18 protein-coding genes are annotated in these 13748 nt (G+C 40.8%); 3 read left to right on the top strand and 15 right to left on the bottom strand.

The window, feature by feature from the left end:
- Positions 1–216 precede the first annotated feature (216 nt).
- Positions 217–696: a CarD family transcriptional regulator gene (locus tag BG05_RS08430; RefSeq protein ID WP_002089061.1), complete on the top strand. Its 480-nt coding sequence runs from the start codon at positions 217–219 to the stop codon at positions 694–696.
- 74 nt (positions 697–770) lie between these two features.
- Here the strand turns inward: BG05_RS08430 and BG05_RS08425 are convergent, their stop codons facing one another.
- The 7 genes from BG05_RS08425 to BG05_RS08395 form a co-directional block, all read right to left on the bottom strand.
- Positions 771–1556, bottom strand: coding sequence for a glucose 1-dehydrogenase (locus BG05_RS08425; RefSeq protein ID WP_002015659.1), 786 nt, complete (start codon positions 1554–1556; stop codon positions 771–773).
- 12 nt (positions 1557–1568) lie between these two features.
- Positions 1569–2426, bottom strand: a complete 858-nt coding sequence (glcU, locus tag BG05_RS08420) for a glucose uptake protein GlcU (protein ID WP_002129475.1) — start codon at positions 2424–2426, stop codon at positions 1569–1571.
- Positions 2427–2459: 33 nt separating this feature from the next.
- The gene (locus BG05_RS08415) at positions 2460–2882 is read right to left on the bottom strand and encodes a DUF3888 domain-containing protein (RefSeq protein ID WP_016127542.1); all 423 of its coding nucleotides are present in this window, start codon (positions 2880–2882) and stop codon (positions 2460–2462) included.
- A gap of 99 nt (positions 2883–2981) precedes the next feature.
- The gene (gene moaD / locus BG05_RS08410) at positions 2982–3215 is read right to left on the bottom strand and encodes a molybdopterin converting factor subunit 1 (protein WP_000621795.1); all 234 of its coding nucleotides are present in this window, start codon (positions 3213–3215) and stop codon (positions 2982–2984) included.
- 2 nt (positions 3216–3217) lie between these two features.
- Entirely contained in the window at positions 3218–3682 is a 465-nt protein-coding gene (gene moaE / locus BG05_RS08405; protein ID WP_002129479.1) for a molybdopterin synthase catalytic subunit MoaE, read from the bottom strand.
- Entirely contained in the window at positions 3679–4200 is a 522-nt protein-coding gene (gene mobB / locus BG05_RS08400; RefSeq protein WP_002164943.1) for a molybdopterin-guanine dinucleotide biosynthesis protein B, read from the bottom strand. The genes moaE and mobB overlap by 4 nt, the downstream gene beginning before the upstream one ends.
- Positions 4164–5453, bottom strand: a complete 1290-nt coding sequence (locus tag BG05_RS08395; RefSeq protein WP_002129483.1) for a molybdopterin molybdotransferase MoeA — start codon at positions 5451–5453, stop codon at positions 4164–4166. The genes mobB and BG05_RS08395 overlap by 37 nt, the downstream gene beginning before the upstream one ends.
- An 83-nt stretch (positions 5454–5536) precedes the next feature.
- On the opposite strand from BG05_RS08395, the gene moaC reads away from it, so the two are divergent.
- The gene (gene moaC, locus BG05_RS08390) at positions 5537–6022 is read left to right on the top strand and encodes a cyclic pyranopterin monophosphate synthase MoaC (protein ID WP_016127544.1); all 486 of its coding nucleotides are present in this window, start codon (positions 5537–5539) and stop codon (positions 6020–6022) included.
- A 42-nt stretch (positions 6023–6064) separates the two neighbouring features.
- Here moaC and BG05_RS08385 read toward each other — a convergent pair whose 3' ends face one another.
- The 7 genes from BG05_RS08385 to BG05_RS08355 all read right to left on the bottom strand — a co-directional run bounded on the left by BG05_RS08385 (position 6065) and on the right by BG05_RS08355 (position 12146).
- Positions 6065–7078 (bottom strand): molybdopterin-synthase adenylyltransferase MoeB, encoded by a 1014-nt coding sequence (locus BG05_RS08385; protein ID WP_002067678.1) that lies wholly within the window; start codon positions 7076–7078, stop codon positions 6065–6067.
- 16 nt (positions 7079–7094) lie between these two features.
- The gene (gene moaA, locus BG05_RS08380) at positions 7095–8108 is read right to left on the bottom strand and encodes a GTP 3',8-cyclase MoaA (RefSeq protein ID WP_016127545.1); all 1014 of its coding nucleotides are present in this window, start codon (positions 8106–8108) and stop codon (positions 7095–7097) included.
- Positions 8092–8280: a hypothetical protein gene (locus BG05_RS08375; protein WP_002089074.1), complete on the bottom strand. Its 189-nt coding sequence runs from the start codon at positions 8278–8280 to the stop codon at positions 8092–8094. Before BG05_RS08375 ends, moaA begins: the two co-directional genes overlap by 17 nt.
- 25 nt (positions 8281–8305) lie before the next feature.
- Positions 8306–11074: a BclA-related collagen-like exosporium protein gene (locus BG05_RS08370; protein ID WP_003191920.1), complete on the bottom strand. Its 2769-nt coding sequence runs from the start codon at positions 11072–11074 to the stop codon at positions 8306–8308.
- A 121-nt stretch (positions 11075–11195) separates the two neighbouring features.
- Positions 11196–11519, bottom strand: coding sequence for a hypothetical protein (locus BG05_RS08365; protein ID WP_002067673.1), 324 nt, complete (start codon positions 11517–11519; stop codon positions 11196–11198).
- A gap of 20 nt (positions 11520–11539) precedes the next feature.
- Positions 11540–11764 carry a spore germination protein gene (locus BG05_RS08360; RefSeq protein ID WP_000512595.1) on the bottom strand — a complete coding sequence of 75 codons (225 nt, stop codon included), beginning with the start codon at positions 11762–11764 and terminating at the stop codon, positions 11540–11542.
- 76 nt (positions 11765–11840) lie between these two features.
- Positions 11841–12146, bottom strand: a complete 306-nt coding sequence (locus tag BG05_RS08355) for a rhodanese-like domain-containing protein (RefSeq protein WP_000141214.1) — start codon at positions 12144–12146, stop codon at positions 11841–11843.
- Positions 12147–12345: 199 nt separating this feature from the next.
- Between BG05_RS08355 and BG05_RS08350 the strand changes: the two genes are divergently transcribed.
- A complete protein-coding gene (locus BG05_RS08350; RefSeq protein ID WP_002129493.1) occupies positions 12346–12528 on the top strand; it encodes a hypothetical protein in 183 nt (60 codons plus the stop codon).
- 48 nt (positions 12529–12576) lie between these two features.
- Here BG05_RS08350 and BG05_RS08345 read toward each other — a convergent pair whose 3' ends face one another.
- On the bottom strand, positions 12577–13701 hold the full coding sequence (locus BG05_RS08345) for a homoserine O-acetyltransferase family protein (RefSeq protein WP_003191914.1): 1125 nt from the start codon (positions 13699–13701) through the stop codon (positions 12577–12579).
- Positions 13702–13748: the final 47 nt, after the last annotated feature.

Genomic DNA, 13748 nt, shown 5'->3' with positions numbered 1-13748 from the left:
CTTAAAAATAAGTGGATATGCCCTCTTTCTGCGCCTGTACTATTTTTCTAAAAAAATTCCCCCTATTTATTCAACTTATAAGAGCAAAAAAACAAACAAAAAAACGACTTTTATATATTGACTACAGCATATCAGATGTGATATTATATAAAATTTGACATTTTTATCCTAGTATGTTATCATTAAAAGTAGTTACCACATACGGAGGTGGATGATTTGTTTCAAATTGGTGATAAAATCGTTTATCCAATGCACGGTGCAGGAATCATCGAAGCAATTGAAGAGAAAGAAATATTAGGCACTACGCGTCAATATTGTGTTATACGCATCATTAGTAAAGATATGCAAGTAATGCTTCCGATGAATCAATTACAAAAATCAGGTATACGTTATATCGTCGATAAAGGTACGTTAGATGGTATACTTCTTGAATTTCATCATGGGGAATCAGACCCCTCACTCTCTTGGAAACAAAGATATACAATGAATATGGAAAAAATGAAGAACGGCAATCTTCAAGATAGTGCAGAAGTTGTTCGTGATTTACTTCGTCGCAATAAAGAAAGAGCATTAAATGCGAGCGAAAAACAAATGCTAGATAATGCGCGTAAAATGGTTATTAGTGAAGTTGCGCTCGTACAGAATGTTTCAGAACATCAAGCAACAGAATTTCTTCAAGATACAATCAATCATTAATTTTAAAAATAGCCGACCGCTATTTTTTTTTGCGTAAAAAAGGCCAAAGAGTTAAATCTCTTTGGCTTTTCATATTACCCACGCCCCGCTTGAAACGATGGGTATAGAGTCATTCCACCATCTGCAAATAACGTAATTCCAGTTACGTAACTTGCCTCTGCTGAAGCGAGCCACGTTGCTACTGCTGCGATTTCTTCAGGTTTTCCAATGTACCCCATTGGAATCATACTTTCTACGTCGTCACGTTTTTTCGGGTCAGCAAATTTTTCAGCATTAATTGGCGTATTAATTGCACCAGGACCAATATTATTTACCCGAATACCTTTTGGTGCATATTCTAACGCTAACGTTTCTGTCATAAGCTTAATCCCTCCCTTACTAGCCGCATAATGCACAAATAATGGCCACGGGATTTTCTCATGAACACTAGACATATTAATAACCGAACCTTTAATATCGTGTTCCACAAAATATTTAATCGCTTCACGACTTCCTAAAAAAGCACCTGTTAAATTTGTATGAATTACTTTATTCCAATCCTCTAACGGCATTTCATGCGACGGTACCGCGTTTTCTATCCCTGCATTATTAATCATAACGTCGAGCGTACCAAACTCTTTCACAGCAGATTGAATGAGATTCACAACATCTGCCTCGACCGTCACATCACCTTTTACAGCAATCGCTTCTCCACCTACCTTTTTTATTTCTTCTAATACATCGTTCGCTTCTGACTCTCTTGAGCGATAGTTAATAACAACTTTCGCCTTCTCTTTAGCAAATCTTACTCCCATGGCTCTTCCAAGACCAGTTGCTGATCCTGTAATAACGACGACTTTCCCTTCTAAATCGCTATACATTTTAATACCTCCTTAACCTTTCGCAATCCCCAGCATAATTCCAGCTGCAATGATAAAAACGATACCAATAACAATCCCAATTAATTGACGCTTCGTTTTCCTTTCACCTAATATAAAAATCCCGCCAAGCGTCGAAATAATAATTCCCATTTGTGAAAGGGAAAAGCTTGTTGCGACCCCAACTCTTGGCTGCGAAATGAATAAAAACATATTTCCAGCTGCCCAAATCAATCCTGGAAGAATATTTCGAATCGCATATTTATTGAATGGATGATGTTTAAATGTGAGTAAAATCCCGCCTAATACCATACCGACCGCTTGTGGTAATAAAGCCGACCAACCGTTCACGTTAAATAACCGGATAACTACTACGTAAACTAAATAACCGACTGTTGAAATTAATAAAATAATAATTCCTTTTTTAAAATTTCCTGCTTGCTCTGCATTCTTCTCTTCTTTACTTTGAAGCGATGTTAAAATAACCCCGATAATAATACAAACGAGCGCCAAAACTCCAAGAACGACCGATATCGTCGTTGACCATTCATGAAACACGATAACCCCAAATAATGTTGTTGCGACTAATTGAAGCCCTGTTGAAATCGGCATCGTTCTAGAAACACCCATTAAATCAATACTTTTTAATTGATTCGCTTGACCAAGTGCCCAAAATAAGCCAGATACAATTCCAACTCCAATAACGGTCGGAGTTAATACCGGCTTCATAAAAATATAAACGACAATTGAGAAGATAAGTGCACCGAACGTTGTACCGAGCGTTTGACTATACGGTCCCCCACCCAGTTTCACGTTAAATAGCACAATACTCCCCCAAAATATAGCTGGTAAAATCGCTAAAAGTATATCCATCGCTCATTACCTTTCTCTACAAAATGTCATAGGTTATCGCTCTAAATCATTAGAGTGAGCTTTTATTTTTTCGTTTTTTCGTGCACAAATCTTTTCTACAATAGCACCAGAAACATTCTTTTCTCGCTCCACTTTCTTTATCTTTATGTGATCTAAATTGTCTTCCAAAGTAAGTGTAACTTTATCATTCGGCGGATTATGTGCCCCTTGAAATGTAAGAAATTGTATCGTAACTTCAAACCTAGGAACAAACTCATCTTTCTTGCCTAGACGCTTTATATTTGTAACTGAGTCACATTCATATTGATCTTCTGTCACTTGCCTTATAACCGAGTAATATCGATTCAGTAACGCACTTTCTAAAAGCTGTTCCGTCGATTCCTTTGCCAAATAATTGCTTGGAGAAAAGAAAAAAACAGAACATATCATTGCAATCATTACACATATCTTTTTCATAACTTCCTCCTTTTCCTATAAGATAGTGTTCTCCAAAATGCCATAAAAAAACGACTTTCCCTATTTAGGAAAGTCGTTTTTTATAGCATAAATCCAATATTAACCACCACTCACTGGTGGTATTAGTGCAACTACATCACCAGATTGTATCGTATCATCTTCATTCGCGTACTCTTCATTAATCGCAACCATAATTGGCGCTGACACTGGTACATTATATTCTTTCGCAACAATATCTTTTAACTCTGCAACAGTAATATTTTCTTTCTCTATTTGTAATTCACTCGTTCCTGCTTCTTCTTGCAAGTTCGCAAATAACAATACTCGAATCATATTTATAACTCCTTCCCAGGCTCTCCTGCTGGATATGGTGTTTTTTCTAATTGGTCACCAATCCATGAGTCACCATCTTCCCAAAACTCCTTTTTCCAAATTGGAACAATTTGCTTAATACGCTCCATAATATATTCATTCGCTTCATAAGCCTCTTTGCGATGAGGCGTTGATACAGCAACAACAACCGCTATATCAGAAATTTGCAGCGTGCCGATGCGATGCGTAATCGCAACATGTGTACCGGGCCACTTCTCCTTCACTTCTGACCCAATTTTCTGTAGCATCTTTTCTGCCATCGTCTTATAAGCTACATACTCTAAGTATAGTGTACGACGCCCTTTCGTAAACTCCCTAACTGTCCCGATAAATGTTGTAACAGCACCACATTCACGGCGAACTACTTTCTTTGTCACCTCTTCAATCGAGATTTCTGTATCAATTACTTCATAATACGTATTTATCATTTTGCACCCCTAGCCGTTTGTAAAAACCAGTCTATATACAATTTTTCTTCTGTTATATGAAATACTTTATATTCTTCTCGTACATTTGACGAAGCATCATACCACGTAATAACTGCCGCTATATTTTCTACTTTATGTAAAAGTTCAGCGTCTTCCGCAGAACGAAGTAACACTACTTTCGGATAGTTCTCAGCTTTATAGCCCTCTATTAAAATCGTATCTACTTCAAAAAATTCGTACAAGCGGATAATTTCTTGCAAGGACCATTCATCTCGCAAAGAGGACAAAGATAGTAATCCGGCACCTTCTACACTACTTACTACAGCACCAGCTTTTCTGTGTCTTTCACTATCTTTTTGCGCTACTTCAGGAAACCCCCCGTGACCATGATGTTTAATTGTAGCAACCTTCATTTCTCTTTCAGTTAATGCATGCACCATCTTCTCTACAAGTGTTGTTTTCCCGCTATTTTGATACCCTACTATTTGTAAGATTGAAGAGGCTTTGTCCACGGCCAATCACTTCCCTCAGAGCATTCTAACAATAATACAGACACTTTCATTCCTGCTTCAAATCCTCTCGTTCCTCCAGGCAGCACGATAAAAGCATTTGCATCCGCAAGTGAAGAGACTGCACTCGATTTATCTAAACCGACTGGCATCGCTTGTAGTGCCCCATTAACAATACTCGCTTTTGCTCTTACAAAACGAGTAAACGGATTTGGTTTCGGGAAATCTTTTTGTAAAATAGCATCAGTTCTATATACGTGAGGCTCCTTCACATGCAAATACGTTTTCATAATTGGATGCACAAATAATTCGAAACCTACATAACAAGCTGACGGATTACCTGATAAACCAAAGAGTAGCTTTCCATCAACTTCAGCTACTGTCGTTACACTCCCCGGTCTCATCGCTATTTTATTAAAGAGTACATTCGCCTGTAACCTTTCATAAATAGCTGGCAAATAGTCGTAATCCCCTACTGAAACACCGCCCGTTGTAATTAAAATATCAACCTCATCCATCGCTGATTTAACAGCTGTAAAACATGCATCTAACTCATCGGCAAGTTGTCCATAGTAACGCACTTTCCCGCCAGCTTTCATAATTTGAGCGGCAATCATGTAAGAGTTACTATTTCTAATTTTCCCTGGCTCTAACGCCTCATGCACTTCTAGTAATTCACTTCCTGTCGTTACAATACCGACAACAGGCTGTTTTACAACTTTCACAGTGCTATATCCAAACGTCGCTAATAATGCGGCAACACCTGGATTGATTACAACACCTTTCTTAACGAGGACTTGATTTTGTTTTATATCTTCTCCTTTAAATGACACATTGTCACCGTTTTGGAAAGGACGTTTTAACTTCATATATGTACTTTCGTTCCTCTCGAATCCTTCCGTCAGTTCTAGCATTACGACTGCATTGCAATCTTCTGGAATAGCTGCTCCTGTCATAATACGAACCGCCTGAAAAGCCCCTACTTCTTCTGTAAAAACAGATCCTGCTCCGATCTCTCCTATTACTTCAAATTCAATCGGCTGCTCTTGACTCGCTTCCTTCGTGTCTTCTGCTCGAATTGCGAAACCATCGTAAGGAGAACGATCAAAGTGAGGAACGTCGTGATCTGAGACAACATCCTCTCCAAGAATCCTCCCATAACTTTCTGTAATAGAAACTTCTTCTACTTCACCATGCTTAGCATATTTCATAACCCGCTCTACAGCCTCAGCAACTTGAATCGGGATTCGTTTTTCTACCATTGTTTCTCACCTCATATTTGCAAAATATCTAATCTCGATTACACTTTATATATTAAATCGCAATTACTTCAAGGAGGAATTCCATGTCTTCATTCACACATTTCAACGACCAAGGGCGCGCTAAAATGGTTGATATAAGTGACAAAAAAATAACCGTTCGAACAGCAATAGCATGCTCTAGCATTCTCGTTTCGAAAGAAATTTTTGATAAAATCTCACGCAACGAAATTGGTAAAGGTGACGTATTAGCCGTCGCACAAATCGCAGGTATTATGGCTGCAAAACGTACTTCTGATATTATCCCAATGTGCCATCCTTTATTATTAAAAGGTGTTGACGTCTCTTTCGATTGGAAACAGTCAGAAGAACAGTATCGGCTACTTATTGAAGTAAAAGTTAAAACAGAAGGTAGTACCGGCGTTGAGATGGAAGCTTTAACAGCTGCTTCCGCTACCGCTCTTACTGTATATGACATGTGTAAAGCCGTTGATAAAGGTATGATTATTGGCGAAACGTACTTACTTGAAAAAACGGGCGGAAAAAATGGAGATTATATTAGAAATTCTTAATCCTACCTTTTCCATTTGAACCTAAAGGATTCCCCTTTAGGTTCAACCTATATATCTTGCATATAGTCGTTTCGCAACATTCATATCATTCGTACCATGAATAAACGCCCTGCCATCTGTAAATAAAACAAAACGATATTCTTCCACTGGAAATGATAATAAATACGGCGTTGCTTTTACATCCACACTTTTTTGTAAGCGCTTTTTAATTTCTTCTAAATTAAAACCCTGACGCACACCTGGACGGATTTGAACTGTATTTCGCCCACATAATACTTCTGTTTTCGTTTGTGCTTCAAATGTTAAACTCGGATATGTACGTAACTTTCCACAGGATAAACATGTATCCTTTTTCTGCCTATTCACTTTAAATGCCATCTGTTGATTATTCCAAAGATCAAATGATAGCATCGTTTCACGAAGTGCCTCAAAATCTTCTACTAATATTTTCAAGGCTTCCGTTATTTGATGTGCAACTACTAATTGCACTGCTGGCTGTATAATACCGGCCGTATCACATGTCGCTCCGCTCGCCGGATGTTCCATTAAACATCGAAAACACGGCGTTTTCCCTGGCAAGATTGTATAAGTTACTCCGTAACTTCCAACACATCCTCCGTATATCCATGGAACGTTATACATCTGGGATATATCATTAATAAGAAGGCGCGTTTCAAAATTGTCTGTCGCATCTAATATTAAATCTACACCTTTAATTAACTCTTCCATTTCTTGCACCGTTACATCAGTCACAACCGGTACAATTTCTACTTCGGAATTAATTGCCTTTAAATGTTCTGCTGCCGCTATTGCTTTCGGCTTATAATGCTTCGCATCTTCTTCTGTATATAATTGTTGCCTTTGTAAATTACTCCATTCTACATAATCACGATCCGCAATTGTAATTTTTCCAACACCTGCTCTAACAATTGCTTCTGCATTCGCTGCTCCGAGCGCACCAGCACCGATGACGAGCACGTGCTTCCCTCTTATTTTCCGTTGCCCTTCTTCCCCAACACCAGAAAATAACATTTGTCTTGAATATCGCTCTTGCATACGACATCCCCCTTTCTTATCCTCCTATATAAGACATTTCAATTTTCGGACGATTTTTCGCACTTTCTTCTGTCCGTTCATCTGAATATCGATCTTTTCTATTCTCCCATACATATTGTATAGCTTTTAATAACTCATTATCCGAAAGGCTTTCCCTGAGAAGTTTCCTTAAATCCATTCCTTCTGTCGCAAACAAGCAAGTATAAAACTTTCCATCTGCCGAAATTCTTGCTCTCGTACAAGAAGAACAAAATGACTCAGAAACGGAGGTAATAAAACCAACCTCTACATTCGTTCCAACGTATCGATACCGCTTCGCAACCTCACCAAAATAATGAGCTTCAGCTGGCTCAATTGGATACACCCCATGAATCATATCAATTAATTCTCGTTTCGTAATAACTTGATCAAAATTCCATCCATTCGTACTGCCAACATCCATAAACTCAATAAATCTAAGCGTGATTCCTTGTTCTTTAAAATACGTAGCAACCGGAAGTACTTGATGATCATTCATTCCTTTTTTCACAACCATATTTACTTTCACTTCAAGGCCTGCTTCTTTCGCTGCCATAATTCCTTTTAACACTGGCTTCGTATTCATATTCCGGCCATTAATTGCGCGGAACACATTATCATCTATCGCATCCAAACTAACATTTACTCGGTGTAACCCAGCTTCTTTTAACGCCTTCGCTTGCTTCGTTAAATGAATCGCATTTGTCGTTAATCCTATATCTACTAAACCGTCAATTTTCACGAGACGTTCGATAAGTTTTGTTAAGTCCTTACGGAGCAAGGGTTCGCCACCAGTAAGTCTAATTTTCCGTACACCGATGCTAACAAATACTTTTGCTAATCGCTCTATTTCATCAAATGTCAGTAAAAACTCATCTTTCAAAAAAGCATAATCAGGACCAAACACTTCGGCTGGCATACAATACGTACACCGTAAATTACAACGATCAATGACAGAGATGCGTAAATCTTGAAGTGGGCGTCCGAAAAAATCTTTAACCTTCTCCTGCATCGCCACTCTCCCTTTCTGCCAAATTTATACCTCTCTTCATTCTATTATAATATATTTTTGAACCGCGATGTTTTTGCTCAAGTGAATAAAGTGAAACTTTAATCAGTGGGGGTTTTGTCCATCCCCACTGATTATTAGCCCACAAATAGAGGGATAAAAAACCTTGAAACATAAAAGTTCCAAGGTTTTTTTGCTTATTAACTTAATCTAATAATAGTTAGAGTAGCTCCTGGCGTTGTCGTAGATAATGTAGCCACTGCAAGTAATCCAAATAACTGTAAACTAATAGCAGCTCCAGCAGGCAAGTTAGCAATTATTGGTGCACTAAATGAACCAGTAGCCACTGTCGGGGAGTTTATCGTTCCCGCAAGCGGACTGCCATTTACGGTTATACGAGAACTGACAAGTAATCCTGCCGTTAAATTAATTGTATAGGCTATATAATAATTACCTGCATTTGTAACGGTAAACACAGTATTTCCACCACTAACTGTTATTCCCGGTCCAATATTTTGATTGTTCGGTAATGGTATATTCGTACCGCCTAACAACACGGAAATAGCACTTCCTGAAGTATTATTTGCAAAGGAATACGTTGCAGTTGTACTAACTCCAGTCACCCCGGTCGCTCCTGTTGCTCCCGTTGCTCCCGTTGGACCTTGGATTCCTTGTGAACCTGTCGCTCCTGTTGCCCCCGTTGGACCTTGAATTCCTTGTGAACCTGTCGCTCCTGTTACTCCCGTTGGACCTTGAATTCCTTGTGGGCCTTGTGGGCCTGTTGGACCTGTGTCCCCGGTTGGGCCTTGTGGACCTTGTAAACCTTGCACACCTTGCGGACCTGTTGGACCTATTTCTCCTTGCACACCTTGTATTCCGGTTGGGCCTTGTGGACCAGTCGGACCTTGCACTCCTTGTATCCCTTGAATTCCCTGTGGGCCTTGTGCTCCGGTTGCACCTGTTGCCCCTTGTATCCCTTGTGGGCCTTGACCTCCTTGGATTCCTTGAGGACCTGTTGGACCTTGGATTCCTTGCGGGCCTTGAATTCCTTGCGGCCCTTGATCTCCCGTTGCTCCCGTTATACCTTGGATCCCTTGTGGACCTTGAACACCTTGCGGACCGGTTGGGCCTATGTCTCCTTGTACTCCTTGTATTCCTTGTGGACCCTGCAGCCCCGTTGCTCCGGTTGCACCAGTTACTCCAGTTGCTCCGGTCACACCCGTCGCCCCTGTTGCTCCCGTATCTCCTACTCCTCCCGTTACACCTGTCGCTCCTGTCGGACCAGGTGGTCCACCTGATGGACCTGTCACTCCCGTCGGACCTGATGGACCTGTTGGGCCAGTCGGTCCGGCTGGGCCTCCTGATGGACCAGTTACACCTGTTGGACCAGTTACTCCAGTTGCTCCTGTAGTCCCTTCCCCTGTCACCCCTGTTGTACCCGTATCTCCAGTTACTCCTGTCGGCCCTTGGATTCCTTGAATTCCTTGTGGGCCTTGCACTCCTTGCGCACCCGTCGGTCCTTGAATTCCTTGGATACCTTGAACTCCCTGTGGACCCATTGGACCTGTTGGACCTATATCCCCTTGAGTACCTTGCACTCCTTGCGGGCCCTCTGGACCTGTTGCTCCTATATTCCCTTGAACACCTTGAACTCCAGTTGCTCCTTGTGCTCCGGTTGCTCCTGTTATACCTTGAATCCCTTGTATTCCCTGAATTCCTTGTGGGCCTTCTGGACCTGTTACTCCTATTGGTCCTTGAATTCCTTGGATTCCTTGTGGGCCCTCTGGACCTGTTGCTCCAGCTGGTCCTGGCACTCCTTGTATTCCTTGCGGACCCTGAAGTCCTTCTGGGCCTTCTGGGCCTGTTGGTCCTATATCACCCATTGGCCCTTGAATTCCTTGGACTCCTTGTGAGCCTGTGTCCCCGGTTGGACCAGGTACCCCTTGTATTCCTTGTGGGCCTTGATCTCCTGTTGCTCCTGTTATACCTTGAGGTCCTATGGCCCCTTGTATACCTTGCGGACCTTGATCTCCAGTTGCCCCCGTTATCCCTTGAATTCCCTGAACCCCTTGGATTCCTTGTTCACCAGTTACTCCTGTCGGACCAGGAATACCTTGAATACCTTGCGGACCTTCTGGACCCGTTGGTCCAATTGGCCCTTGAACCCCTTGTATTCCTTGCAGGCCCTGTGCTCCTGTTTCTCCTGTACTTCCACTCGGACCTGTATTTCCAGTCACTCCCGCACTTCCAGTTACTCCAGTATTTCCAGTCGCTCCCGTCGCACCTGTACTTCCACTCGGTCCACCTCCTGGCCCTGTCGCACCAGTTGCTCCAGTCGGACCTGGAGGTCCTCCAGATGGGCCAGTTATCCCTGTTGGACCTGTTATTCCAGTCGGACCACTAATCCCCTGACCAGTCGCTCCTGTTGCTCCCGTATTTCCACTCGGTCCTTGTGGGCCTTGTATCCCTTGAGCTCCTTGTATTCCTTGTGAACCTGTTGCACCCGGTACCCCTTGCACTCCTTGAATTCCTTGAGGTCCCTCTGGCCCGGTAGCTCCAATCGGCCCCTGTAATCCCTGTATCCCCTGTATACCTTGTGCCCCAGTCGCTCCGGTCGGACCAATTGGACCTTGTAACCCTTGCACTCCTTGAGGTCCTGTCGCTCCAGTTTCTCCCTGTGGTCCCCTTAATCCTTGTGGGCCCTGCTGTCCTTCTGGTCCTGTTGCACCCATTTGTCCAGCTGGTCCTTGAATCCCGTGCACTCCTTGAGGTCCTGTCGGGCCCTTCTCCCCCATCGGACCTTGAAATCCCCTTGGTCCTTGTGGGCCAGTCGGGCCTTGTGGACCGGTTGGACCAGTAATCCCAATGCCAGTAAATCCCGTTGGAACGGGAGGAAAAGTAGGTCCAATAAGATTCGGTGAAATTCTGAAATTAGAGTTTAATGAATTTTGTCTATCGCGCTCTTTCACACTTTCACCACCTACACACCATCTTTTTTACTTTAAACAAACCTCTTCTTCTTAATATGTATTTACAAAAACAATCTCAAAGACTATTTTTATTCTAAATAATAAAAACTCCCTTAATTCCTTAAGGGAGTCCAGCAACTGAATCCATATTATCTGTATTAGGGACAGCTTGCGATATACTCGACACATTTGCACCTTGCCCCATATTTGTTCCCGTTACAGTACCAGCAGGGGTACCTCGTGTATAGGTTGTCGTCACCGAATCTCCCGGTTGTAAACAAAGCTTCGTCTCCGTCCCTATTACTGTAACAACGTCAATCCAAGTGCACCCCATTGAACCACTATACGATTTCGAAGCAGTAAATGAAGTATCACTCAAATTATCCCCTGTAAATATATTCCCAGTATTATTAACGATAATAAATTCTTTAATACGTGCAGGCATACTTACACTCTACCTTTCCTTTATGCACCTAATGTACGTGTACTCGTCGCTAATGGCGGAAGAAACACTGATGTTCTAATCACAGCTTCTGGCTGTCGTTTCCCATTTAAAAAAACAGCCGCACTCGATCCTCCAGCACCAGCATATATTTTTGCCACAGCTAAAGGTGAGATATCATAACAGTCGCCAACATTAACAGCTCCTGTATTATTTATAATTTTTACTTTACGCATGTTAATTCCCATTTCGCCTCCCCCTTTTGTATACTGTATGCAAAAGAAAAAAACTTGAAACAAACACGTTTCAAGTTTTTGCAGCTACTTATTTAGTTTCGCCTTCATATTGAAGCATACCGCCAACCATATTCACCGTTTTAAACCCTTGCTCATTTAAATAATGGCATACATTTTCACTACGCATTCCCGAACGGCAAATAAAGATATATTCATTCTCTTTCTCAAAGAAATCCACTTTATTTGGAATATCGCCCATTTTAATATGTACAGCTTCTGGAATTTTCCCTGCCGCTACTTCTTCATCTTCCCTTACATCTACTAAAAATAATGTTTCTCCATTTTCTAAACGCTCTTGCACTTCTTCTGTAGTAATTGTTTTTACTTCTGTCATATGTAGTTCCTCCTTATATACAATAAAACCTTCAGTTTCTTCTTTAAACAATCATTTCTCATCAATTTTAGCACGCGAAGGAAGGAACGCAAAGAATGGAACATTTATTTCTCAATTTTCCAGCAAAACTTATTCTTTACAAACATAACTGACGCATTGTATCCTCAATATACTTGTTTGATGAAAGGAGCCAGTTAAAATGACACTTTTTCTTTTCATTATGGGCATCATTTTCTTAGTTTTTGCAGTTATTGCTCTTAGTATGAAAAATAATAAAAAGATAAAATCCCCTCAAGAAATGTCATTCTTATTTCTATTACTTAGTATAGCTTTCTTCGGTTTATCAATCGCTTCATATATTTTCCGTCTGCAAATCATGTAAAAAAAGGTGCCTACTATAAATCATGCACCTTTCCACATTAATTATTTCCTACACAAAACTAGATACTTTCCGGTTTAAAAACTCATAAATTTTCTTTTCAAATAAATGAACATCTAACGCTCCTGCCATATGCCCATTTATACTTTCTATCTCATATACTTCTGCGTACTTCCCTTGCTTTTGCAAAATGTCTACCATTTTATAATTATAACGAGGTGACTGAAGTAAATCTTGTTTGCACGGAATCATGAGTACATTCGCTTCTATATTAGAAAGAGCCTCTTCTAAAGAAGAAAATCCATGCGCAATATCATGTAATAAGACTGCTTTCGCAGTGTACATCCACGAATTTGCATCTACTAAATCTATACTTTTGCATGTCACTTTATTAATCTCTTTCTCAAATGATGTTAATGCAGAAAATTCCTGATAAGGTGCCATTTCTATACTGTTCCGCGGGAATGCCGTTTCATAAAAATGTTCATCAAACGCATTCATAAACATCATTCGATTTGCTAAATGAAGACCCTTCGTTGGCTGCTCTTCTCCATACTTTCCACCTTTCCAGTTTGGATCAAGCTGAATTGCTTCAATCGCATTTTGCGCTACATTTCCCGACGTTATAATTGGATTTTGTGGATTCGTAATAACTCCAATCACTCGCTCTACCATATGAGGATAGTGAACAGCCCATTGCTGCGCAATCATCCCACCTGCCGACGGTCCCATTACAGCATGTAGCCTAGCAATCCCCATATCTTTTATTAACTCATATTGCATACGTGCTACATCTAAAAATGTGAAAACTGGAAAATCCATCGCATACTCAAAACCAGTCATCGGATTTATCGATTTTGGTCCCGTTGTAATTACGTAGGGATTCTTCACCTGTACATTACAAAGGTTATCAGTGCATATAACGAAATATTTATTTGTATCAATTGCTTTTCCAGGTCCAATTAATCCATCCCACCAACCAGCTTCCTCATCATGCTCTGTATATTTTCCTGCCGCATGACTTGTTGCACTAAAATAGTGACAAACCAAAATCGCATTTGATCTTTCTCTATTTAAAGTGCCATACGTCTCATACCCCATTTGAACAGGAATTCCCCTACCATTTTCAAACACAAATTCTTTTAAAACAAACTTCTCCTTTTTTACAATTTGCACAGACTCGCCTTCTTCCCGTCATATTATGAACTGCTTACTAAAGGATT

This window comes from Bacillus mycoides, assembly GCF_000832605.1.
GTDB lineage: Bacteria > Bacillota > Bacilli > Bacillales > Bacillaceae_G > Bacillus_A > Bacillus_A mycoides.
This window is presented reverse-complemented; position numbering and strand designations above follow the sequence as displayed.